General features: G+C 48.0%; 19 protein-coding genes and 1 pseudogene. 5 read left to right on the plus strand and 15 right to left on the minus strand.

Going from position 1 to position 22,021, the window contains the following annotated elements; all coding sequences use genetic code 11:
* The coding region (locus VNN20_10145) for an IS4 family transposase (GenBank protein ID HWP92542.1) at nucleotides 1-633 on the plus strand (633 nt) is incomplete at its 5' end.
* Nucleotides 630-1,190 (plus strand): IS4 family transposase, encoded by a 561-nt coding sequence (locus VNN20_10150; GenBank protein HWP92543.1) that lies wholly within the window; start codon nucleotides 630-632, stop codon nucleotides 1,188-1,190. The genes VNN20_10145 and VNN20_10150, both read left to right, overlap by 4 nt.
* 214 nt (nucleotides 1,191-1,404) lie before the next feature.
* Here the strand turns inward: VNN20_10150 and VNN20_10155 are convergent, their stop codons facing one another.
* On the minus strand, nucleotides 1,405-1,638 hold the full coding sequence (locus VNN20_10155) for a hypothetical protein (protein ID HWP92544.1): 234 nt from the start codon (nucleotides 1,636-1,638) through the stop codon (nucleotides 1,405-1,407).
* A gap of 158 nt (nucleotides 1,639-1,796) precedes the next feature.
* On the minus strand, nucleotides 1,797-2,438 hold the full coding sequence (locus VNN20_10160; protein ID HWP92545.1) for a tetratricopeptide repeat protein: 642 nt from the start codon (nucleotides 2,436-2,438) through the stop codon (nucleotides 1,797-1,799).
* A gap of 956 nt (nucleotides 2,439-3,394) precedes the next feature.
* Here VNN20_10160 and VNN20_10165 point away from each other — a divergent pair.
* The 3 genes and pseudogenes from VNN20_10165 (at nucleotide 3,395) to VNN20_10175 (ending at nucleotide 5,881) form a co-directional block, all read left to right on the plus strand.
* Nucleotides 3,395-4,558, plus strand: a complete 1,164-nt coding sequence (locus VNN20_10165) for a hypothetical protein (protein ID HWP92546.1) — start codon at nucleotides 3,395-3,397, stop codon at nucleotides 4,556-4,558.
* Nucleotides 4,559-4,791: 233 nt separating this feature from the next.
* Nucleotides 4,792-5,100 (plus strand): annotated as a pseudogene (locus VNN20_10170) (SRPBCC domain-containing protein).
* A 43-nt stretch (nucleotides 5,101-5,143) separates the two neighbouring features.
* Entirely contained in the window at nucleotides 5,144-5,881 is a 738-nt protein-coding gene (locus tag VNN20_10175) for a sulfite exporter TauE/SafE family protein (GenBank protein ID HWP92547.1), read from the plus strand.
* Between the two features lie 208 nt (nucleotides 5,882-6,089).
* Here VNN20_10175 and VNN20_10180 read toward each other — a convergent pair whose 3' ends face one another.
* The 13 genes from VNN20_10180 to VNN20_10240 form a co-directional block, all read right to left on the minus strand.
* Nucleotides 6,090-6,305: a hypothetical protein gene (locus VNN20_10180; protein HWP92548.1), complete on the minus strand. Its 216-nt coding sequence runs from the start codon at nucleotides 6,303-6,305 to the stop codon at nucleotides 6,090-6,092.
* Between the two features lie 267 nt (nucleotides 6,306-6,572).
* The gene (locus VNN20_10185) at nucleotides 6,573-8,558 is read right to left on the minus strand and encodes an amylo-alpha-1,6-glucosidase (protein ID HWP92549.1); all 1,986 of its coding nucleotides are present in this window, start codon (nucleotides 8,556-8,558) and stop codon (nucleotides 6,573-6,575) included.
* A gap of 281 nt (nucleotides 8,559-8,839) precedes the next feature.
* A complete protein-coding gene (locus VNN20_10190) occupies nucleotides 8,840-11,587 on the minus strand; it encodes a glucosidase (GenBank protein ID HWP92550.1) in 2,748 nt (915 codons plus the stop codon).
* A gap of 204 nt (nucleotides 11,588-11,791) precedes the next feature.
* On the minus strand, nucleotides 11,792-12,208 hold the full coding sequence (locus tag VNN20_10195; protein HWP92551.1) for a thiamine-binding protein: 417 nt from the start codon (nucleotides 12,206-12,208) through the stop codon (nucleotides 11,792-11,794).
* 210 nt (nucleotides 12,209-12,418) lie between these two features.
* A complete protein-coding gene (locus VNN20_10200; protein HWP92552.1) occupies nucleotides 12,419-12,601 on the minus strand; it encodes a hypothetical protein in 183 nt (60 codons plus the stop codon).
* A gap of 90 nt (nucleotides 12,602-12,691) precedes the next feature.
* The gene (locus tag VNN20_10205; protein ID HWP92553.1) at nucleotides 12,692-13,261 is read right to left on the minus strand and encodes an NAD(P)H-dependent oxidoreductase; all 570 of its coding nucleotides are present in this window, start codon (nucleotides 13,259-13,261) and stop codon (nucleotides 12,692-12,694) included.
* Nucleotides 13,262-13,393: 132 nt separating this feature from the next.
* On the minus strand, nucleotides 13,394-14,500 hold the full coding sequence (locus VNN20_10210) for a VOC family protein (protein ID HWP92554.1): 1,107 nt from the start codon (nucleotides 14,498-14,500) through the stop codon (nucleotides 13,394-13,396).
* Between the two features lie 170 nt (nucleotides 14,501-14,670).
* Entirely contained in the window at nucleotides 14,671-16,242 is a 1,572-nt protein-coding gene (locus VNN20_10215; protein HWP92555.1) for a GMC family oxidoreductase, read from the minus strand.
* Between the two features lie 94 nt (nucleotides 16,243-16,336).
* A complete protein-coding gene (locus VNN20_10220; protein ID HWP92556.1) occupies nucleotides 16,337-16,855 on the minus strand; it encodes a DM13 domain-containing protein in 519 nt (172 codons plus the stop codon).
* 82 nt (nucleotides 16,856-16,937) lie between these two features.
* On the minus strand, nucleotides 16,938-17,675 hold the full coding sequence (locus tag VNN20_10225) for a spondin domain-containing protein (protein HWP92557.1): 738 nt from the start codon (nucleotides 17,673-17,675) through the stop codon (nucleotides 16,938-16,940).
* 315 nt (nucleotides 17,676-17,990) lie between these two features.
* On the minus strand, nucleotides 17,991-18,314 hold the full coding sequence (locus VNN20_10230) for a hypothetical protein (protein HWP92558.1): 324 nt from the start codon (nucleotides 18,312-18,314) through the stop codon (nucleotides 17,991-17,993).
* A gap of 389 nt (nucleotides 18,315-18,703) precedes the next feature.
* Nucleotides 18,704-21,142 (minus strand): primosomal protein N', encoded by a 2,439-nt coding sequence (priA, locus tag VNN20_10235; protein ID HWP92559.1) that lies wholly within the window; start codon nucleotides 21,140-21,142, stop codon nucleotides 18,704-18,706.
* A gap of 141 nt (nucleotides 21,143-21,283) precedes the next feature.
* Complete coding sequence (locus tag VNN20_10240) at nucleotides 21,284-21,991, minus strand: 5'-methylthioadenosine/adenosylhomocysteine nucleosidase (protein ID HWP92560.1); 708 nt, start codon at nucleotides 21,989-21,991, stop codon at nucleotides 21,284-21,286.
* Nucleotides 21,992-22,021 lie beyond the last annotated feature (30 nt).

Here is a 22,021-nt window from a genome sequence, read left to right on the forward strand (position 1 = left end):
ATTCAAGCCATGTCCCATTATAACACAATCTTCAATCAGATATTACATTTAATACCCAGACATCAATTTGAGGTCATAGTAAAGAAATACCAATCAGACCGATATGTGAAGTACTTTAGTTGCTGGCAACAGTTTATATCCCTTCTCTATGCCCAGATAAGGGGGAAGGACAGTCTCAGAGACATAGAGACCTCTCTTCGGACCCAGAGCAGCAAATGGTATCACCTGGGGATTAAAGATATAAAGAGATCCACCCTATCCGATGCCAATAAACAGAGGAGTTGGCGAGTGTATGAGGAGTTGTTCTACCGGATACTGAGCCGGTGCCGGGATATAACTCCCAAGCATAAATTCCGGTTCAATAATCCCCTATATACATTAGATGCCACAGTAGTGGAGTTATGTTTGAGTCTTTATCCCTGGGCCAGGTTCAGGAAGAGGAAGGGGGCGTTAAAGATACACAACTTATATGATCATAGTGGGTGTATCCCTACGTTCATGGTCATAACCGAGGGGAGGAGGCATGATGTTAAGGTGGCAAAGGAATTAGATTTACCCCTTATGGCGGACAGCATAGTGTCCGTGGACAGGGCCTATATGGTCCCCCGGTTTAACCGGGGGATAAGTGGTTGAATTCACTGAGTAAATCCGGGGTTTATTTTGTCACCAGGGCAAAGAAGAATATTAATTATGAGATTATCGGACAGCAGGAGGTGAATGAGAAAAAGGGTCTACTCTTCGATTACACCATCAAGCTTAAGGGGTATTACCAGAGTAGATATTATCCGGAGAAGTTAAGGCTAGTGGGCTTTTATGACGCCGAGACGGACAAGGAACTGGTGTTTCTAACCAATAATTTCCTTCTCTCCGCCTATACCATTACTCAGATATACAAGGCTCGGTGGAAGATTGAAGAGTTTTACAGGTGGATTAAACAGAACCTCAGAATAAAATCCTTTCTTGGCACCTCTGAAAATGCGGTATTAACTCAGATATGGGTAGCGATGTGCTATTATCTCTTGCTTTCTTATATTAATATCAGGTTTTCTAACTATCCTTTTCCTATCACCATGCCATCCGCGCGCGAAGAACCTCAGTCACTATCCAAGCTTGAGCGAAGTAACCAAATAAAAGGCAACCTTTTTTATCAAATCGGAGAGAGGAAGAATAAAGTAGAAAGAAATTGTTGAGGTGCGAAAGGCACAGGGCTCGGATTGTGCAAATCCGGACACCTTAGCCCCAGAAAACATAGGCACGGGGTCAGGTCTTGGATTGTGAATTTAAATCCGGATAACTTAGTCCGAGAAAATATACAAAACCTTATAACTCAAGACCCTGATTTTGCTTTAACTGCTTCGGCTTTATTTCCTGCTAGAACAAGTCGGCTTTTCAAGAATCTCGTTTCTATGTTTTCTCCTTTGCCTTGAAGAACTCTAAGCTCCATTCATCCTCGTGCTCAACATACTTTAGGATATAGATATTGTCATCATCAGCTCTTACTTTGAAGTAGGTATAGTCAGTACCATACCATTGGTCTAATAGCTCTTCGACGGTGAATTTTCTATCACCGAGCGAAAAGCTCAATGGACGCTCATTACCTTTATAACCAGAATAGCACTCTACGTGTTCTAATTTCATTGGCGCTTTTAATAATTTAATCTTAATCTTGTCGCTTTAGCAATGATATGCAATAACAAGAAATATGCCTATGAAAATGCTGTGGATAGAAAAGAAGAAATTCAGTAAAACAGCTAACCGGAAGGCCAACCGTAAGCGCAATTATCGTTCAGTGCACATCAATCATATCCCCGCTTTTTCCACTCCTGGAAAAGCCAATCAAACTCCTCAGGAAATCGCCTTGCATGCTTTTCAAACCAATCCGTTACCTTTCTTGCATCAAGAGCTTCACCCGCCATTAGTCCTTTCGTAACAAGAAATGCATCTTCCCAATCCGGGCCGAGTCCTAATTTAATAGCTAAAACCGCATAACGGACGCCCTGGTTATCGTCTGGATTAGCTCGAAGAAGATTTCTAAAGATAGCCAACGCTTCTTCAGTTCTTCCTTCTTCCCAACACAGATAAGCATACCGAACGATAAATCGCATGATGTGTCTATTTTGAAGCCAGCCCCATTCCATATGCTTTGGCCAGTTGCCATCCTTATCTACAATCCTTTTTACTGCGCGAATGTATGCATTTGCAAGCAACTCGCGTGCCTCTTCTGGTTTATTTTCAGAATAAAGAATATCGGCAAGAACGAGATATGAATCAAAAAAGAGCGGGTCCTTTTTGATTAACTTATTCATTACCTTCTTGAGCCGTATGGGGCTTAAATCCCGGTCAAGAACATCATAATACTCACTCACCACAGAAGGGTGATTATCGTCAACAAACTCTTCAATTTGTTTTCTCCGATGAGGATTGGTTATTTTGTCCATAGCATAAGAATACTCGAAAATAAGTGTATGAAAAGACAAAAGCTGAACTTAATCATTCAGCTTGAATCCTACTTGTTCCGCAATCCGCTGTATACAGAGCGTTATCCTGAAATCCTTCATACATAATGCACAACACCACTGCTGTCTAAAATAATCGAAATCAAAAAAATACATCCTGGTAAACAAGGCTTTTAGACGGATAAAAAAGACTTTTTAAAATCAGTTTGTCCCCATTATGTTTGTTATGTAGATGCTGTACAAATCATATCCGTTTAAATAGCCTATGAGAGTCCTGATAACATTAACTTTCAGAAATGGGATTGCTTCGTCCGTGGAATTTTTCCCTTCGGCAAGCCTGTCCTGAGGAAATCGAAGGGCTCAGGTCAGGCTCTGAACACTTCGACCCGCTCGACTCAGAACGTGCGGGCAGTCATCCACTAAATTTTAATATAACTCCGTTGAAAATGATTAATGAAATAGAAAGCCGTTCGTCCTGAGCCCAGCCTGCCCTGAGCTATGCCGAAGGGTCGAAGGATGAACACCTCATTGCTTTAAGTCATGCTTCGACCTTGCTCAGCATGAGCGGATTTATATCCGCTGTGATTGATGTCACACCACTTAAACCTGCCCTGAAACTTCTCCAATGGGGATTAACAGCAAAAGCTGTTATTTCCCGAATTTTAAGATTTCTCACATGCTCCTTCGCCTCCGCTCAGGACAGGGTTCGAAATGACCAGAGGAATAATCGAAATGACAAAGGGGATAGTGGAAATGACATTAGGAAAGGCCGAATGACAGTTGTATCCTATGAGGATTTAGAAACTAGGCAAACTCTACCAGGGCATAAGAAGCCCCTTTTTGGTTGCTACGTACTTTCCTATTGACTATATATTAAGTCTGTCGTAGTATCAGGACAATTGCACTTTGTAGTCTAATTACCGGTTAGGAGCACCCAAATGCCAAATTGTTACCATACAACTCGCACATTGCCATTTCTGACGGACTTCTCGACAAAGGAGCGTCAGTTGGCAGAAAGAGCGTTCAACCAGCAGGAAGAACAACGGCGCAAAGCTATTAACTTGCGCAGTCAAAAAGCCGATGAGCTCACTGAAGGTCTTCTTCGTCGTCTACGCAACCTTTTGGGAGCGAAGAAATCGGCTGAACTCAGGGAGGCGATTAAACGCGAACGCCTCGCCCTCAGCGACCTCTTTCAGCCTCCCAAGGGTTTGGATCGTGACTACGAAAGACAAAAGAGGGCGGGCAAACGGAAAATCGATGCGCTAATCCGCAGGCTTGGAGCCAGCCCCGAGAAACTGGGTAGGATCGGCAGGGAGTTCCAGGAAAGGCTGGAGAAGATACTGTCAGATGCCGACGGCAAAGTAGTTCCAGGCTATAACCTGCCTAATAATCTCGACAAATGGATGAACTTGTCTCCGCTCCATAGGTTTCAACTACCCTGGGGGGTAGTGGCGACTGATGACGACCCGTCTGACCCTCACCGGTGGTTCTTATTCAGACCGCCGTTTTTCGGTTTCCTCTTCCGGTTCGTTTCCCAAGCCAGCAGTAACTTCCGGGTGGACCGACAACTCTTTCTGAACCCGCAAGCCGGGTTGGTAGGCAACGAGGCCACCATGGATTGCGGCGATGCCGGAGATTTTGACTATGCTTCGGTAACTGCTGAAGCCCAGATAGCGTTTGGATTTGTACCGCCCACAACTGGCCTTGTTGAAGTACTCATCGACGCCCAGAGCACAATCGGCACCCACCGCCTGGAAATTGAGGACGAATTCGGGTTCTCGAATGCCTGGTGCAATCAAAACAGCTACCTCATGATGAATGTTCTCCACCCGAATGTCCCCGAGCCTTCGCTGTCCTTTATGTCCAATCTTTATCGGGAGACTGATGGCGATGACTTGAGCGCAAACAGGGAAAACCTGACCCGCGGCCAGCACTACTTTGCCCACTTATTCAGCTCCGGGCCGGTGCCGTCGGGGCAGTCCGTTGTGGTTACCGTGGGAACCAGGACCTTCGATATCGCCAGGGCGAATGATATGGAACTACACAGCCGATCCAACTTTCAATGGTTCATTAACTCGGTGGAGGTTCGAATTTCACCTTAAAAATTAGGTTCAGCAACCCGAACCGAGATCCTGTTCTTTCCTCTTGACTGGAAATTACGTTTGTCGTAGCATCAGCTAGAACAGAAACTTCAGGCACAATGTCCCTATTGAGGAAGTAAGCAATATTTTAGCAGTTTGATTAGTAGTTAGGCAGCAAAACCCGCTGTGGATGATTGAGCTTATGGCTACCAGGTCTACACGCATCAGCCAACACGTGAACGTACCACGGCCACTTCGTCAAGCTCGTACCAAATGAGCAGGTGGTCGAAGTGATGGAGTTTGAGACAACCGATGCCGCAATGCGCGGCGAGATGATGGCCACGTTCACGCCCACCGATGCGGGCGGCGGCAAGGATGTGCTTGCCGTACAGGACAACGTGCCACCTGGAATCTCGCTATCTGACAATGAAACCGGCTGGCAGATGGCACTCGACAAGCTGCATTCGTCGAGGCGGGACTGGATAAGCAATGTCCAGTGCGCCATGAGTTCGATGACGCCTGACGATTCATCGAAGCCAACGTCGTATAGGGACAAGGCTTAATTCAGGCGTCAGGCAACAGGGTGCATCTTTATACAAAAACAGAATGACACCAGAATTTCTTGCGTTGCTCACCTTGGCTGTGCTGGTCGTAGCCTTCTTATACTCTTCGGCAGGCCACGCCGGCGCATCCGGATACATCGCCGTCATGTCGCTTTTCAACATGGCACCCGCTGAGATCAAATCGACGGCCCTTGTCCTTAATATCTTGGTGGCCACCATCGGTTCCTGGCAGTTCTGGCGGGCAGGGCATTTCTCCTGGAAGCTCTTTTGGCCGTTCGCCCTGCTCTCCATCCCCTCGGCCTTTGTAGGCGGCTATCTCAACCTGCCCACATACACGTTCAAGGTTCTTGTCGGCATAGTGCTCCTTTTCTCCGCCATGCGCTTTATGGTTCATCCTCCCGCCGAGGAAGAGCCACAACACCCATCCAAGCCATTGGCTTTGGGAGTAGGAGCCGGGCTAGGCCTGTTATCGGGACTTACCGGCACTGGCGGGGGCATATTTCTGACGCCGCTAGTTATTTTCATGCATTGGGCACGCACTAAGACCGCGTCTGCAGTCTCTGCCCTCTTTATCCTGGTCAATTCCGTATCAGGACTGCTAGGCAACATCAGCGCCACCCAGAGCTTTCCAGCATTTGCCCTGCCCCTTGCCGCTGCCGTCGTCTGCGGCGGCACGATCGGGGCTTATCTGGGTAGCCGGCGGCTCCCACACAATACCATCAAGCGTCTCCTCGCAGTGGTTCTAACTATCGCCGGCTTAAAACTGATCTTCCTCCCGTAAGAATGCTCAACCCCACGAAGCCTCAGATATCCGTAGATGATCTACGTTTCCCTAGTCCGTTCTGATAATTTTTGTGGTATGGCTTTGCCTATGAGGACGGGAAGCCTCTTGCCTGGTATTTCCATTCTTTCCCCTTGACTGGAAATAAGCTCCTCCGTAGTTTTAGATAAGATATTGACCAACTACGTCTCTCCCTAGCCTATTTGTTCTATCCTATCAGCATTTCTGAACCGACTTTGAAATAATAGTAATAGAAAATACTATATTTCCAGGCCCATACCCGGCCGTATTTAGTCTCTAGCGCCGTTATCACGTCTTTCGGGTCATCACTTATTTCCCTTCCGTACTCAACCGCCTGCTCCAGCATGTCGTTTGACAACAAATCAAAAATCCGTTCTATCGATGGTTTAGATTCTGAATTCATGATTGGCACCTCGTTTACTATTATATAATTTGAGCTTCCCTTGACCTGTCCTAACTTATAATATAGGAAGAGAAAATATACCACAGTCCGAGAATTTAAAAGAGATCTTTTAGACGCAACCATCTTCAGTATAGATTAAAGGACCTTCACTTGTATGCTTGTACCCGCCCCTACAAAGGTGTATTCGGGGAGGGGAAACCGATTCTTAAGTATGGATGCCCGATTACTACATTCGGGCATGACAGAGAAAAACAGATAAAAATTTAACTATCTATTCCCCGTCTCCATCCAGGCCCGAAGAACCTCGGCTACCGTCCAGGCCTGGGCGATGCAGCCGCGGGGAGTAAAAGGGGCATCTCCGTCAAAGATTTCACTCATGCTTCCTACACAGTGAGCAAGCAAGTGCTGTGAGATGGGTTCGAGGATTTCTCTAGCCTTTACCGGGTCGTTATAGACTTTTAAGTACGCTAAGGCGAAAGGACCCAATAGCCAGCCCCAGACCGTGCCCTGGTGATAGGCGCTGTCGCGGTGATACTGGTCGCCTCCGTAATGCCCTTGATACTGCGGATGGCTGGGGGTTAAGCTGCGCAGCCCATGTGAGGTCAATAGATGCCGGGCACATGCTTCTACCACCTTCCTTTGTCTATCCGGCGTTAAAGGACTTTCCGGTAGAGAAACGGCGATTATCTGATTCGGCCTTAGCGAACCGTCATTTCCATCAGGCCCATCTATGACATCGTAGCAATATCCCAGCTCGTCGCTCCAGAACCGGCTGAATCCCATGAGCGCACGCTTGGCCGCCATTTCATAATCCTTGTACGGTTTCTTAATACGCTTTGCAAACCGAGACATGGTTAGAAGCGCATTGTACCAGAGGGCATTAACCTCGATGGGCTTTCCCATGCGGGGCGTCACCACCCAGTCTCCGATCTTAGCATCCATCCAGGTCAATTGAACGCCTTTTTCTCCGGCGTAGAGCAATCCGTCATTCTGGTCAACATGGATATTGTAGCGCGTCCCTTTGATATGCCAGTCAACTATGTCTCCAAGGACCGGAAACAACTCAGCCAGAAAGCCGTCGTCTCCGGTCGCCTTATGGTAAGCCCTAATCGCCTCGAAATACCAGAGGGTCGCATCAACCGTGTTGTATTCAGGAGCTTCACCGGCGTCGGGAAAGCGATTGGGCAGCATCCCTTTGTCCACATATTTTGCGAACGTGCGGAGTATCGACTTAGCTACCTCGGGGCGGCCGGTAGAAATAGTGAGGCCGGGAAGGCTGATCATGGTATCGCGCCCCCAATCTCCAAACCAATGATAACCGGCAATAACGGTTTTACCCTCTGGGTCGTCTGAAGTTGGTCGGTTCGCTATGAACTGGTCGGCCGCCAGTACCAGTTGACCCACCCAATCCGGGGTTTTATCCACATCAACACTCTCTTTTTCTCTCCATATTTCTATCAGTCCTCTCTCGTGCTTCTGCCGTGCCTCCAACGCAGCCTCACCGTTCAAGTCAGGGCGCTGCTCCGTACTAGCTACAAATGTGAACGATTCACCCGGATTCAGGGTGACCCGAAAAGTCCCGGCATGGAGATGGTCTTCCACATGGTCGAGTCCACGGTATTTTGCCAAGGCCAAATTAAACCCAAAATACCAGTCGTGTGTCGGCTGGGCTTCTCCTTTATCAACCAAGAGATAAAACGGCCGAGCACCATCAAACGCAGTGACCGAGATTCCATTCTTCACAGAATCGATTTTCATCTGCCAGTTCCCGCCGTGCGTAGTGGCATGATAATCGCGATAGTTGACCAGCGCCTTGATTTCCAAACTGAGCGGACTGGTGGCGCGGTGCAAGTTATAACGAACGTAGGTGGTATTCGCACCCTGCTTCATCCACACCCGTTTCTCTAGAATGGCGTCGGCGCAGGCGAACCTCCATATCGGAATAGCCCCATCCAGAAAAAAAGCTTCAATGTTCTGGTAACCATTCGGGTCAACTGTGCCGTCGGCCCATCGGTTGGCGTAGAGCGGATATTGAGACCGGTCATAATAAGCGGTTTCATCTAGTTTCGTAAGGAGTAATGTCCGTCCTAGCGGTGGCTTCAAGGCAGCAATGAGCAACCCGTGATAACGCCGGGTTAGTAACCCTGATACAGTGCCTGAGGCATAGCCTCCGATGCCGTTTGTCACCAGCCATTCCCTTGCCTCCGCCGAATCAAGGTATCCGCATATTTCACGTCCGAATTTTATGGTCATGATCTAGCATGCTCCTTAAGCTCAGATAACAGACAAGAATGTTTGTTCTAACAAATATCGGAAATAATATGGTGGGTCAGACATTCCTGTCTGACAAACACATTAACTCATCTTTCTAATATCTCTGTCACGACTCGCTTTCTGGCAAGGCAGTATTCGCGGCTGGAAGCCGCTCCTACAAGATTTTCTTCAATCGCACAGCAAAGACGCCATGAATGGCGTCCCCTGCATAAACCTCAAAATATGTAGGGGCACGCTGCGGCATGCCCCTAGCCTAATCCTCAACCCGTCTTTTTAATCTTCTTATCATAATCAGCCCCTCTCTTGGCGGCGGCGAGCGCAGGTACTTCCTCCTCGAATATAAGGTCGGGCGGCTTATTCTGCATGTGATACTCGGCGTATTGCTGGATTAGTTTTGCTACTAACCCGGTCCAGCCAGTCTGATGGCTTGCGCCGATACCGGCGCCGTTGTCTCCGTGGAAATACTCGAAGAAGAGAATCAAATCCTGCCAATTGGGGTCGGTCTGGAATTTCTCGGTCCCGCCATATACTGGTCTCCAGCCAGACGAATCCTTGAGAAAGATCGACATCAACCTACGGGAGATTTCAATCGCTACCTCCCACAAGGTCATCAGCTTTCCAGAACCGGTCGGGCATTCTACCTTGAAGGCGTCTCCGAGATAATAATGGAACTTTTGTAGTGATTCGACAATGAGAAAATTGGTAGGAAACCAAACCGGTCCCCGCCAGTTGGAATTTCCGCCGAATAGACCGCTGGTTGATTCGGCCGGCTCATAATCCACGCGATACTCGTTTCCATTTATCTGAAATATATAAGGGTGCTCGGCGTGATACCTGGAGACGGCCCGTATTCCATAAGGCCCCAAAAATTCATTCTCATCGAGCATCCTTTGAAGAATTCGCCTGAGTTTATCCTGACTCACTATGGAAAGGAGCCTTCTTTCACCCATCCCTGGTGTTCTCATGCAGGCAACGTTTTCCCGGAGGTCTGGCCTATTTTCTATGAACCATTCCAACCGGCTCCTGAAACCGGGCATTTGATTGAGGATCGAAGGCTCAAGGGTTTGGACGGCAAAAAGGGGAATGAGACCTACCAGGGAACGAACCTTAAGGGATAGATGTTTACCGTCGGGAAGGTGCAACACATCATAGTAAAAACCATCTTCTTCATCCCAGAGTCCGGCGTCCTCTCCTCCAATCTTGTTCATAGCGTCGGCTATGTATATAAAGTGCTCGTAGAATTTGCTGGCGATGTCCTCATAAACGGAATTGTATCTTGCCAGCTCCATAGCAATGACCAGCATGTTAAGGCAGTACATACCCATCCAGCTCGTGCCGTCGGCCTGCTCCAAGTGTCCGCCTGTGGGAAGTTGCGCGCTCCGGTCGAATACCCCAATATTGTCGAGTCCCAAGAAGCCACCCTCGAAGACGTTCTTACCCTCCGAGTCTTTTCTGTTCACCCACCAGGTAAAGTTAAGAAGGAGCTTCTGAAAAACCCTTTCCAGGAATTGTATGTCCGCCCTGCCGTACATTTTTCTTTCGATGTTGTAGATACGCCAGGCGGCCCAGGCATGGACGGGGGGATTGACATCGCCGAAGGCCCACTCATAGGCAGGAATTTGGCCATTGGGGTGCATATACCACTCGCGTGTGAGGAGTACCAATTGACGCTTGGCAAAATCCGGGGCAATCATGACTAAAGGTATGGTATGAAACGCCGTATCCCAGGCGGCAAACCAGGGATACTCCCATTTATCCGGCATGGAGAGAATGTCGTCGTTATAGAGGTGAACCCACTGATGGTTTCTACCGTGTTTGCGCTCCGGAGGAGGAGGCGGCTCTGCCGGGTCGCCCTCAAGCCAATCCTTCACCACATAGTTGTAAAACTGCTTTGTCCAGAGCATTCCGGCAAATGCCTGTCTCTGGACACTTCTCATCTCCTCGGTCAGAGGAAAAGGATTTATACGCCTATAGAACTCATCGGCCTCTTCTTTCCGTTTCTCGAATACAGCGTCAAAATTGTCGCCAAAGGGTTCGGGCAAGCCCTTAGTGTCACTCAAACGAAGCTTAACCCTTGTCGTCTCTCCCGAAGGTATAGTCAGCAAATAATACACCGACGCTTTCGTGCCGGTTTTGTTGGGATTAACTGAATCTTTTCGACCATTAACGATGTAGTCATTAATTCCGTCTTTAACATACGGAGTCATACTGACCGCTCCGTATAGCCTCTCGGCGTTGGTCTCGTTTTCGGTAAAAAGAAGCTCGCTGGAGCCCTTGGAATAGAGCCACCTCTTTCCGAGCGTGGGATGTGATGTTTCGATCACGCTAAAACGACCGTTTGATTTTATGGCCTTGAGTGAGGGTTTCTCGCTCCCGTTCCAAGTCCAGGTGTTCCGGAACCAGAGCGTCGGTAGGAGATGAATGGTTGACTCTTCAGGGCCTCTATTTACCACGCTGATCTCAATCAGGATATCCTCAGGTGAATTCTTTGCGTACTCGACGAAAACATCGAAGTAACGATTGTCGTCGAATACCCCCGTATCTAAAAGCTCGAATTCCAGGTCCCTTCGAGTCCGTCGTTTATTTTCTTCGACCAGTTGCGCATAGGGATAAGCACTCTGAGGATATTTATAAAGACATTTCATGTATGAGTGTGTGGGCGTATTGTCCAGGTAAAAGTAATACTCCTTCACGTCCTCCCCGTGATTGCCCTCATTCCCGGTCAGGCCAAAGAGTCTTTCCTTGAGAATAGGGTCTTTGCCGTTCCAGAGTGCGATAGCAAAGCATAATCTTTGGCGGTTGTCGGAGATTCCGGCAATTCCGTCCTCGCCCCAACGGTAGGCTCTAGACCGAGCATGGTCATGGGGGAAATAATCCCAGGCGGTACCATAGGGGCTATAATCCTCCCTCACCGTTCCCCATTGTCTCTCGCTAACATAAGGCCCCCATCTCAACCAGTATGCCTTTCTGGTTCGTTCCTCCTCTAATCTTTCTTCTTCCTGCGTCATTTTTACCTCCCTGATTTTGGGGTCATTAATTACCCAATTAATTAATGTTATCCATCATTACTACTGTTGCTCAACAAGAATGTCATTCCCGCGAAGCTTGTCCTCGCGTACGCGGGGAGCGGGAATCCAATTTTATGACTGTTTATGGATTCCCGATTGCTACGCTCGGGAATGACAATAATAAGGATGCATTACATAAGATAACTATCCTAAAAACTCCTCGTCATCGTTAATATATCTTTCCAGCCTCTTTACCACCATGTCGTGCAACATCCTTTTGTCGGATTTTTCCTTGTTATTTTTACTCTCGGAGATATGAAGATTTACCGAATCCTCGTCTAAGAACCGATCTTTAGTCTGCAGTAAAGACTTCTCGGCATTCTCGTCAAAATTCACAGTGATCGCCACTTTTCTAGCTACTTTGCTGAACGAGGTGTTATTTAGTTCATCGAGAATTTCTAGAAGGATTTCCCTATCCCCTTCGATTATAGCTCCAGTCGACGTGGGACTACATTTAACCCCTCGCTCTTTTGAGAGAAGTATGAACGACATTATAAAATCACCCAATCCGAGGCTCCTTTCCATATCCCAGGGAAAAACCGCTATTTGCATCGTACTCATCGAGCTACGTCCGAGGTCTTTTTAATGCGTTTCCTTTATCCTTTGGCATATTCCTATCAATCCCCTCATGTAAAACTTTAGCCACAGAGGTCACAGAATTAGTCGTTAGTCGTTAGTCGTTGGTCGTTAGTTATTCGGTAAGAAAGTCTAAAAGCTATCGACCAAAGACAAAAGACTTTTTGTGCGAACTCGGTGCGCTCTGCGGCTATATCATTTTGTCCTCCGAGTCTCCACTTCCCCACACTGGGGGCAGGTGTGAACCTCCTCTACCACTCCGCCAAACTCCGGATCGAGGGCACTCGGGTCAGCTAAGGCTGTAGAGTAATCAATCTTCTCAGCATGATGATTCATTTCCGAGCCGCACCCCGGACACTTCATCTTTTGTTTTGGCATATGACCTCCTTATTCAATTTTGGATTTCGGAATGCTGATTGCGGAATAGATTTTTTAACTCAATCCGAAATCCGAATTCAGAAATCCGAATTATTCCAGGGCCACGTTTTCCCTTCCATATTTCAAAACCTTTGCCATCCATATGAGTTCCTTGAGAAACTTATCTGCGCGCTTTATATAAGCTTGGTCGAGGAGCTTGCCGGATGAGTCAAAGGCATTTTGCACACTGGAGAAATTGACATCCCAGAATATAGTCACCAATCCCAGCTCCCTCATCACCGGCAGCAGGCCTTGTATCACCCGCGTGCCGCCAAAGGGACCCGCAGAGACCCCGCAGATCCCGACCGCTTTGTGAATATACTCTTTCAGGTTCGTATCGAGCGCGTGTTTGAGCAGTCCCGGATAGCCATGATTATATTCCGGTGAAACTATGACCAGGGCATCCGCCCGCATCATAGAAGCGGAGAACTTGGGGTCCTTTATATCCTCTCCGGCGCCCGTCGTCGGCAAAGGTATATTCCTTACGTCAATCAATTCAGTTTCTACACCCTCTCTCTTTGCAACCTCCTCCACCATAAACTGGGCTACATTTTCACTCATACGCCCCTGCCGCGGCGTCCCGAGAATTACGGGTATAAAAAGTGGTCGGTTTGTATCCATGATTAACTCCTAATCAAAAAATTTTGGCCACAGAGAACACAGAGATAAAGGAGAAAATGTTTAGTAACTTCTCGATATGGCTTTTATACCTTTTAATCCATGCCCTCTATGAATTAACATTCTTGTCCCAGATTACTTCTCTACCACATTCATCACATGTCCGTCCGGGTCGCGAACCAGGAAACCTTTCTTAAATCCAAGCTTCGTCTCGGGGACTGGAACGGCTCCAGGAGAGATAAATACGTAACCCTTTCCCAATAATCCCTTGGCAGCCTCTTCTGCATCGTCAACTATGAGAGTCGTTTGCCAGTGTATAAGGTCGTTCGCTCGCGCATCTAACGGATATGGACGGCCATCTCTCGGCGTTAAGTATTCCAAAAATTCGATTCCAGGACCTGATGGAGACTTGATAGCCGTGATGCGCAGACGCGCCCCAAATACGTTGTTCAGATGTTCCTGCTCGGTCCCGTAGTTTTCACTCTCACCGGAGACTTTCATCCCCAATGAGTCCCGATAGAACTTGAGGCTGGTCTCCGTATCGCCTACTACAATCGCCGTATGATCTATTCCCAGAAACAGTTTATCTCCCCGACCCTGCCACTTAGGATTGCCCTTACCCGTCGGAAAATAAATTACCTCCAGATGATGCCCGTCCGGGTCCCGGAAATAAAAAGCCCTTATCCCCGCTGCGGCCGTATTCCAATCCGGGATGCGCTGGGGAGCGGTGGAGGCATGCTGCACCTTGTGTTTACGAAGATGCTGGTAGGCTTTATCCATGTCGCTGACCACTATGGCAATGTGCTGAAACCAGCGGTCGTTGGAGCGAAAGTCAGCGGGAATCGGCCTACCCTTAGGGGTGATATATTCGGTCAACTCAATGAATTCATCACCGAGTCCCATGCGAACCACCCTCATCCGCAGTCCGAAGATTCCCTGAAGATGCTCATAGTCCGTTCCCCAAACCTCTACATCCGATATCTTCTCGAAGGATAGGACATTCGAATAGAAATCAACAGCGCGATCGATGTCGGAAACGGTCATACCGATAACGTCGACTGTTTTAACTCGAACTGGCGAGGGAGAAACTTGCTGGGTCTGGGATGTTTGTGCCCATAAGCCTAGGAGTAGCAAGAGGCAGATTGTAAAGATGGTACATGAAGGTATGAAGCGGAGTGTTGATACAAACTCTTTTTCCATATTTACACGCACTTGGGTTTTCATGTCAATTGATTCAAGCATCTCCCTATCTGGTTTATTAATCCTAGCCCTCCATTTAGAATAGTAGCTAAAAAATTTTTCATGCTTCGACTAGCCCTGTCCTGAGTCTATCGAAGGACTCAGCATGAATGGGTAAATAAGAAATTTCCGTTCGTCCTGAGCTCGGTCGAAGGATGAACGGAAAGTTGACTTTATCCCAATCTCTCCAGAAGATGATCGCCGACGCGTAGCGCATTCGCCATTATGGTCAAGCCCGGGTTGACCGCCCCGCACGAGGGGAAAAAACTGGCGTCTACCACGTAGAGATTATCCACATCATGAGCCTTGCAGTTAGGGTCTAGAGCCGAGGTCTTCGGGTCTTTGCCAAACCTTATGGTTCCGTTCTGATGCGCCACGCCGGCCAGGGGAATCCTCTGGCCGATGAAAAGGTTTCGTGCGAACAATCCCTGGTGACATTCGTGCCCGTGAACCGAGCACTTTCTCTGCTGCTTCATCAAGTCCTTGAGCTTCTCTATCAGGCGCTTATGCCCTTCTTCGTTGTTAGGTTTGTATGAAAGAACGATGTTCCCCTCCTTATCTAGTGTGACGCGATTATCCGGGTCCGGCAGGTCTTCGGATGTAAGCCAGAAGTCGAGCGAGTGGGTAGCCATCAGCTCGAGTGTCCAGCCCGGCGCTAGAGCCGGTGCTCCGGCCTTTAGTGTTATTGCATCGAGCTTTCCGACAAAGGAGATATGGCCCATTGGATATTCCCATTCTTTAGAACCGAAATAGAAATCGTTCAGTGAGAGCGTCTTCTGAAAGATAGTAGGGTTAGGGCACTTGGATAATGCCATGAGCACCGAATTGATATGGCCCATGTAATGCCTTCCCACGACGTCCGAGCTGTTTGCCAAGCCGTTCGGATGCTTGTCGTTGGCCGAGCGCAGGAGCAGTGCGGCCGAGTTTATGGCGCCGCAAGAAACGACCACAATATCTGCAGAGTAGGTTTCATTCACACCGTCACGCTTGACTTGCACCTTAGTCACCTCGCAACCGGAAGCACTGGTCTCAAGACGGTGGACAAAGGCGTTCGTAAGCAGTGTAACATTAGGATTCTCAAGAGCAGGGTCAACGCAGAGCACCTGGGCATCAGACTTTGCATGTACCAGGCAGGGGAAGCCGTCACAGGTGTTGCAACGTATGCAGCGGCTCTTGTGTATGTTCTTTTCGTCAAGCATTACTCCAAGGGGTGTGTGAAAAGGCTTATGGCCTAGGCTCTCCCAGTCGTCGCTCAATTGCTGAATACGGGGCTCATGACTCACCGGGGGGTAGAAGTAAGGTGTGCTTGCAGGCGGCTCCGTCGGGTCAACCCCTCTTTCCCCGTGCACATGGTATAACTGCTCCGCTTTAGTGTAATAAGGCTCCAGGTCTTCGTAGCTAATGGGCCAGGCTGGGGAGATGCCTCCGTAATGTGGAATTTCGCCGAAGTCCTCCTTACGAAGACGAAAGAGCGCCGCACCGTAAAATTTAGTATTGCCGCCTACGTAATAGTTGGTGTGGGGATGAAGCGGCTTGCCGTCTTTATCACGCCAGACCTCCTTGGTCTGGTATTTGCCGTCGACATTGACAGCACGAGGGTCCCAGTTGTCTTTCTCCCGGGGGACATAATCGCCGCGCTCAAGGAGTAGTATGCGCTTACCCGATGGCGCCAGGGCATGAGCGAGGGTCCCTCCCCCCGCTCCTGTCCCGATTATGATTACGTCAAATTGTTTCTCGTCAGGCATTTATCTATCCTCCCTAGTCCCGATGCATGATTCAGGATACATCTTTACAGAGTTGATTGTAAACATGCTTCGTGCATTCCACGTATAACCAAAATCAATTTACTCTTGAACTCATACCCTGATGAGGAGTTAGGGGTGCAGTGCCGAAGTTGACACCGAAACGGCGGCACCAAACTGTAACCGCCTTGTATTTATCAAGGTTAACATCCGCTGGCAAATCGTAGTTTTGATCCCCTATGTTGCCCTTGAGCGCGCCTATGTGGATAAACCCGGCATTGGTCACCGTCTCGCTGTCGTTGGCGTCATCGGCGGCTACCAGATAAACCTGGACATCCGGGCCGTTTGAAGTCTCAAACTCGCTGAATCTTAATACCTTCTTTCCACCGGGCAGTTCGTATATGGTGGCAACGCCCTTCGTCTCGTGCGCTACACCATGGAAGTTGCCGCTGACCAATACCGTAGCTGAGTCACCCGATTTAACACTCTCTGCCGAAGTACCCGCCGGAAACTCTTCGTTTACGGTCTGATTGATTAAAATCCGCTCCGGACGAAAGAGATACCAGGCCACTCCAATTACTATTAAAGCCAGTATTATTAAAGTCGATCGTTTCATCGTTAAGACCTCCTGTTCCTATTCTTGATTTTATGATTTGTTGTTATTCAACTAATTGCTGATTTTTCATCTGACTGGTAATTCACTGCACCGGGACACTGACCGGGGTAATGGTCACCCGCATTACGTCTTTTACTTTTGGATAAGCAAAGCCGTCTTTTACGTCTTTTATAGCGCGAACGGTTTTGCCCTCGCTTGTGCCGGTGTTAGGAGCATTCTGGCGCGGTGCTTGGTCAGGGCCAATACCCGGCTCCTGGTTTACCTCTGTACCGGCATCCCAGAGAATAATCTTAGAGGTGATATCTCCACTGGCCGGCGTGCCGTCTTCGTTGAAGAGCTTAATGCCCTCTTCCTTCGGCGAGTAGAATAGGTCGTTTGATTGCCCAAACATTAATGCAAAAGACAACCTTGCTCCCGGTGTTGCTGGAAAGGTGAATACGTATGACCCGCCCGGGGTGATTGGGCCTGGTTTGTCCGCCCCAACTGGGGTGTTAAATACGCCGAAGAACATCACACCCTCCTGTCCTCCTAGCGATTTTGCCAGCATCGCCGGGTTGCCGTCTTCAGCCTGAGCCTCGAGGCCCATACCGGTATCTTTCTTGTCGGTGGTAAAGAGCCTTACATCCTTACCGTGCACCACCCAGATACCGGGAGACAGTGCAAAAGGCCATTTACTGCCGTCGGATGCCGTCTGTCCATCTGGACTGGATATGTTCTCAATTTGCACTTTAAAGGTAGTGGTTTCCGCTGCCAGGGCATTCAACACCATGAAGAACCACAGCAAGGCGGTCACGATATAAAGCTGGGTAAAATCTCTCATTCGTCGTTCCTCCTATCAAATCACCCTAGTTTCGGGTTCGTGCTAATATACGTTGAATTTTGGTTTCCGGTTTTACGGAATTAAGAAATGTTCAGTAGGAAACTATGTAAGGAAGAAAACATCCCGGCTTTCTTCTAGGCTTAATTAATATGGGATATATTGGCCGGCAAATTTTAATATTGCTATTCCCTAAGAGTATACGGTTCAATCACCTGAATATCAGATAAAGGATTAGCAGATATATTAACGAGGACAGTCCGGTCGCCCACAGTAACCCTTTAAATATCTTGGGTTCGTCGTTATTTTGTCTATCTCTTATTGACATATGGATGCCCTCAACCCGGCCCCGTTAGTAAACCACCAATCCGAATTGTGACTGGTATAGCCCTTAACCTGGCTTTCTATACAGTGGGTAAACTCATGTTTAAACACAAACGCCATATCCGGATTGTCAAAAACCCAGTCTGAGAAATACAGGTCACACCCATCGGAGAACGCGGCAGTCCCGCCCATACATTCAAAACTATCTTCCGCCGTGACGAAAATGGTGGGCTCTATCAGATTGCCCCGGTCCTCTTCTGAGATCTTGCCATGGTTGAATAAGCAATCCACCGTCTCCTTCCACCATTCCCTTTCCATTTGGGTCAACCCTCTCATCTCCGGGACTGTAATGCTATCCTTGCAGGAACCGCCGGAGCTGCACGATTCCAGTGAAAATATAAGAAGCAAACCTAGTAATACCTTATCGAGACTGAAAGAGTTCTTCCCGGTTCTATTAACAGCGGAGTATCTAAAATGAGTACAAATTAGTACGATTCTTTCTTCATCGTCTTATTCCCCTCCTCTCTTGCGATGCCATAGCGGTTTGCAGTTCTCTCTCGTAAAAAGAATAGTCACGCGTAGAGCTATCCAATCGGTTTATAAATGGTTGGCCGGAAAATAACAATCGGGTAAACCCTTGTGGATTGGGGAGAAAAAGCCTGATTCTAACGTGAGAAAAACCCTTAGCCTATATGTTCATTAAAACACTACATAAAACTTATCGGGTCTACGTCTATTGAGACTTTGACCCTGCCCGTGTTCTTCGAAAGTATAGCTTTTAGCTGCTTTGAGAATTTGTGAAGTGTGTTTAGGTTTGAGGCCTTTAAAAGCATCTGCCACCGGTATAGGTTTCTGATCTTATAAATAGGGGAAGGTGAAGGCCCGATGACCTCTATAGTGCCGATGGGTAGTTTTGACACTAGTTTTCGTGCAGTTTCTCCTGTTTTTTTGGCCAGGGCTGCCGTCTCCGATTCGATATTACCCTGAAAGCTGATGTTGATGAGCCGGGAAAAGGGTGGGTAATCCAACTCTTCCCGAAGTTTCAGCTCTTCATTCAAAAAACCGACGCTATCCTGCTCTATGGCAAATTTAATGCCGGGATGCTCTGGGTTATAGGTCTGGACAATAACCCTTCCCAATTCCTCACCCCTCCCGGCTCTTCCGGCTACCTGCGTAACCAGTTGAAATGTCCTCTCTCCAGCCCGAAAGTCGGGGATTCCCAAAGAGAGGTCGGCAGAGATTACCCCCACAAGCGTTACCCCGGGAAGGTCGTGCCCCTTGGCCACCATTTGGGTTCCGATGAGAATGTCTATTTCCCCTTTTTCGAGTCGTTCATAAAGTTTTAGAAGTTTTTGTTTCCCGGTTATTGCGTCCCGGTCCATCCGGGCAATCCGCGCCTGGGGAAGAATCCTTTTAACCTCTTCCTCTATTCTTTGAGTGCCAACGCCCAATCTTCTTAAACTCGAGCCGCAATTTCTGCAGCTCTTGAAGAAGCCCTCGGTTATGCCGCAGTAATGACACATTATGGAGTCTTCTTTGATGTGGTAGGTAAGTGATATGCTGCAGTTGGGGCACTTGAGCATATCCCCACAGGCCGGGCAGATAATGAGGGTGGAAAACCCGCGCCTGTTCAAAAAGAGAATAGTTTGCTTGTTCCGGTTAAAATTTTCTACAATCGCTTCCTCTAGTTCTTTAGAGAATATACCGCTCTTTTCTTTTCTCATATCCACCACTTCAACATCGGGAAGTGAACGGTCTTCCACTCGTAGCGGTAGGGAAAGGTAGGTAAATTTTTCCTTTAGGGCGTTGGCATAGGATTCGACCGACGGCGTCGCCGATCCGAGAATAACGACGGCATTAGCCATTTTCCCCAGCACTAAAGACAGGTCCCGGGCATTGTAACAAGGTGACTCCTCCTGTTTATAAGAAGGCTCATGCTCTTCATCGACTACAATCATTCCTATATTCTTGAATGGGGCGAATATTGCCGACCTGGCTCCTATGATTATTTTCACCTCTCCTCTTCCCGCCATTCGCCAAGCATCGAATCTTTCCCCGTCGCTTAGCGCGCTGTGTATTACCGCAACCTTCTTTCCGAACCGGCTCCGGAATCTTTTCACCAGTTGAGGGGTCAGCGAGATCTCCGGAACGAGCACTATGGCCTCTCGTCCTTGTTTTACAACCTCGTTTATGGCGCGAAGGTAAACCTCGGTCTTTCCGCTTCCGGTGACCCCGTGTAGAAGAAACGGCGAGAACCTCCTTTTTTCTACGGCCTCGGTTATTTTACGGAAGGCAACCTCCTGGTCGGGAGTGAAATTCGGAGGGATGTCCCGGGAGAAAGGAATGTGTGAAAAAGGATCACGAGAAACCTCTTCCTCTTCCACTTTGATAAACCCTTTTTCCTGAAGCCGCTTGATATGACGGCTTACGTTTCCGAATATTGCCCGAATGTGGGAATAAGGCACCCTACCGTGACTAAGTACGAAGTCAAGGATTTCTTCCTTGGATTTACTTTTTCTCTTGAATTTGCGGTCCAAGCCGGCGTTTCCTTGAGCGACGATTATCTTTTCATGTTTTATCCGGGGATTTGAACGGATCTGGTAATCAAACTCTATTAGGCCTCTTCGTCGGAGCGAGTTAAGTTGCTGGTACGTCGCACCATCCACAATATTGAGGAGTTTATTAGTGGTGAGCCCATCGGCGTGGGATAAGGTCTTCAGGATGAATTTTTCTTGCTCGTTCAGTTTGTCTTTGTGAAGAAGGTTTTCTCCTTCCTTGGTAATCTTGATCAATCTTCTCAGGCTTACTCCCAGACCTCCGGGATGGGCAGCTTTTAGCACAACACCAAGAGAGGTTAAATAATAATCTGCGACCCATTTCAGAAACTCTAGCCTCTTTACATCAAAGAGAGGCTCTTCATCCACTATGTCTTTTATATCCTTGAGGATTACTCCTTCCGGCGGCTTTCCGAATCCGACAATGAAACCGAGAGCTTCTCTATTCTTGAAAGGAACCAGAACCCGCTTGCCTATTTCAACGCCATCCTCAAGATGGGGAGGGGCTGAATAATGAAAGGTCTCCGTCTGTAGCGAGCCTACCCGGACTACATTTGGTATGGGGATGGCCACTTCTACCGCTTCTCTCATGTTTATCGGGAGAGTCTAAATAGTTTGAGAAGTAGGTTCAATAGTACTATTCTAGTTCTCGGCTTTGTTATAATCAAATACTAGTCTATCTAGGCAAGAAAAATAATCTGATGGAAAATTCGGTGATAAAATGCTCTAAAATTACAGGTGTTGGAGAATCGTTTTTACAACTGTAAGCGAATTTTTTGCTACGACAGGTAAAAACCTATTAAAATCTTCTACCGCAGTCCCGTCGGCTTTATCGGAGACGGTTCTCACGATCAGAAAAGGGATTCTGTTCAAGGTACAAACTTGAGCAATAGCCCCGCCTTCCATTTCAATGGCATCACCTTTTAATTCCTCTATCAGGTATTTATGATCGGCCGTTTCCTTCTTCGTCAGGAATTGATCTCCAGTTAGAATCCTGCCCTCAATGATTTTATTATGTTCAAGCTCAGCCGATAGAGCCAGCTTCCTTAATCTTTCATCGGCGGTGAATACCCTATATTCCGTATAAGGAATAGCCCCACGGGAAAAACCGAGCGCTTGAACATCGATGTCATGTTGAATGCAGTCCTTACTTATGACCACGTCTCCGATTTCTAAGTCCCGGTTCAAAGCACCGGCAACACCGGTGAAGATGATTGCTTGCGGATTGTACTCGTCGATCAACCTCTCACAAACCATGGCGGCAAACACCTTACCCACGCCGGATTTGACGATTACCGCATCTTTGCCGAACAATTTAACCTCATTAAAAATAAAATCGTTCCAATGCCTAGTCCGGCAATCCATCGCCTCTTTCATATACTCTTCAATCTCCGCATCCATCGACCCGATTATGCCGATTGGTTGGTTGTTTTGAGTCATGGGCTAGTTTCTCTTATCCCGATCAGGAGA

The sequence above is a fragment of the Thermodesulfobacteriota bacterium genome, assembly GCA_035559815.1.
GTDB lineage: Bacteria > Desulfobacterota_D > UBA1144 > Nemesobacterales > CSP1-2 > DATMAT01.